Below are 2,085 nucleotides of genomic sequence, written 5' to 3' on the forward strand. Positions count from 1 at the left end.
GTTCCGGTCTCGGCGTTGTCGGTGGCGATGTCGTCATTGACGAGCACCCTCCGCACGGGGATGCCATCGCTTACGAGCCGTTCGGCCGCGATCCCGAAGTTGATGCGGTCCCCGGTGTAGTTCTTGACGATATGTAATACCCCGTCGGGCCCAGCGACCTGGCGACTGGCCGCGTACACCTGCCGGTTGTGGGGCGAGGCGAAGACGCGGCCGGGGGCCACCGCGTCCAGCATCCCGCGTCCGACGAATCCGGCGTGCAACGGCTCATGACCGGAACCTCCGCCGGAGATCAGTCCGACCCGCCGTCCCGGCGATCGCTGCTTGGTGATCACCGCGGCCGGGTCGCTCAGCACCGTGACGATATCGTCGTGTAGCCGGCCAAAACCGCGCAACGCCAGATCGACGACGTCTGCGCCGCCGTCAGGCAGGAAGAGTCTGCTCATTACCTATCTTTCATACTGGGTGGGTCGTGTACATAATCGCTTTCAACGCATCGACGAAACCGTGCACGGTGTCGTCATCGGTCTCGTGAGAGCACATCCACCGCACCTCGCCGGTGGCAGGATTCCAGGTCTGGTAACTGGCGATCTGACGTAGTTTTTTCTCTACCTCGGTCGGTACTATCGCGAATACGGCGTTGGCTTGTGTCGGTTGGGTGACGTTTACTCCGGGAATGTCCTCGACAAGGTTTCGCAGCAGTGCCGCTTGCTGATTGGCGTGCCGGGCCGACCGAAGCCAGAGGTCATCTTCGAGCAATGCGATGAACTGTGCAGAGATATAGCGCATTTTCGATGCCAGCTGCATCGTATATTTCCGAATATAGTTCACGCCCGCACAGCGCTCAGGATTGAGCACCACTACGGCTTCGCCGAAAAGCATTCCGTTCTTGGTACCACCGAGCGATATGACATCGACCCCTACGTCGGTAGTCAGTGCCGATAGCGAAGTACCCAGTGCAGCAGCAGCGTTAGCGAGTCGCGCCCCGTCGAGATGCACTGACATCCCCAACCCGTGGGCCATCGTGGAGATCTCGGCAATCTCGGTCGGGGTGTACACCGTGCCGAGTTCGGTGCTCTGGGTGATCGACACGACAGACGGCTGCGCATGATGCTCGTTCCCGAAGTTCTGGGCCAGCTCCCGGACATCTGCGGGGGTGAGTTTTCCGTCCCGGGTCTGCGCGGCGAGAAGCTTGAGACCAGCTACCCGCTCTGGGGCGCCACATTCATCGGTGTTGATGTGTGCGGACTGAGCGCAGATGACGCCACCCCACGACGGTTGCATGGACTGCAGCGCGACGACGTTCGCGCCGGTGCCGTTGAACACTGGAAAAGCTGTTGCCGCGGAACCAAAATGGGACTTGATCACGTCCTGCAGGCGCGTGGTGTATCGGTCACCGCCATAGCTGGCTTCTTCTCCGCGGTTGGCCGCCATCAGTGCCTCGAGCACTTCAGGATGGGCTCCAGCCCAGTTATCCGAAGCAAGGATGTAATGGTGGTCGGCGGTCATCGAATGCGACTCTCACTCTCGCTTGTGGTTTCGTCCGCTTGCACACCGGTCGCCCAGTCGATACCCAGTGCAAGCAGCGTGCTCGGTTTGGGCCTTCCTCGAAGGTCCCAGCCGACGAGTTCGTAGTACAGCTGCAGAGATTCATCGAATTCCGAACGATCCAGAATCGCGCCCCGGTTCCGGCCCGCATCCACCGGCTCCTCGAAGAAGCGATCAGGCAGCCGGTCAGCTTCGCTACCGATACCTTCCCGCTGGTTGTATACGCGCATCAGGTTCCATCGGCGCCGGCCCCACAGGAATATCTCAGAATCGCTTGTTAGCCAACCAGTTACAGCATAGACGAGGCGGGCGACCTTCCGTTGCGTCAGCTCCCGCATCGGAGGTCCGGCGAAGAGGCAGATGCCCAGAGCATCCAGTCCGCTCCACAGCTCCAACAATGTCACCGTGCGGGCTACCCGAGCCCCATCCAACCGGGCCATGGGTTCCCAGTCGTATGTGCCAAGGGTCGGCATCTGCGCCAAGCCGTTCGCCGGCCCGTCGACCGGGTCGAAATCGATGTCGTGTTCCACGATCTCGTAC

The 2,085-nt window shown here is 61.2% G+C and carries 3 protein-coding genes; all 3 read right to left on the bottom strand.

From position 1 onward, the window contains the following. On the bottom strand, window positions 1-443 hold a 443-nt coding region (locus tag ACRDUX_RS08950), incomplete at its 3' end, for a dihydroxyacetone kinase subunit DhaK (protein WP_526413043.1). A 10-nt stretch (window positions 444-453) separates the two neighbouring features. Next, window positions 454-1,506, bottom strand: coding sequence for a threonine aldolase family protein (locus ACRDUX_RS08955; protein ID WP_526413045.1), 1,053 nt, complete (start codon window positions 1,504-1,506; stop codon window positions 454-456). Then, a partial coding sequence (locus ACRDUX_RS08960; protein WP_526413047.1) for an aldehyde ferredoxin oxidoreductase C-terminal domain-containing protein occupies window positions 1,503-2,085 on the bottom strand: 583 nt, incomplete at its 5' end. The genes ACRDUX_RS08960 and ACRDUX_RS08955, both read right to left, overlap by 4 nt.

It is taken from the genome of Mycobacterium sp. (genome assembly GCF_050701675.1).
Classification (GTDB): domain Bacteria; phylum Actinomycetota; class Actinomycetes; order Mycobacteriales; family Mycobacteriaceae; genus Mycobacterium.

Bases quoted from the DNA above. Each gene is read 5' to 3' on its own strand.
- ACRDUX_RS08955 (WP_526413045.1), bottom strand. From the start codon at position 1,506: ATGACCGCCGACCACCATTACATCCTTGCTTCGGATAACTGGGCTGGA.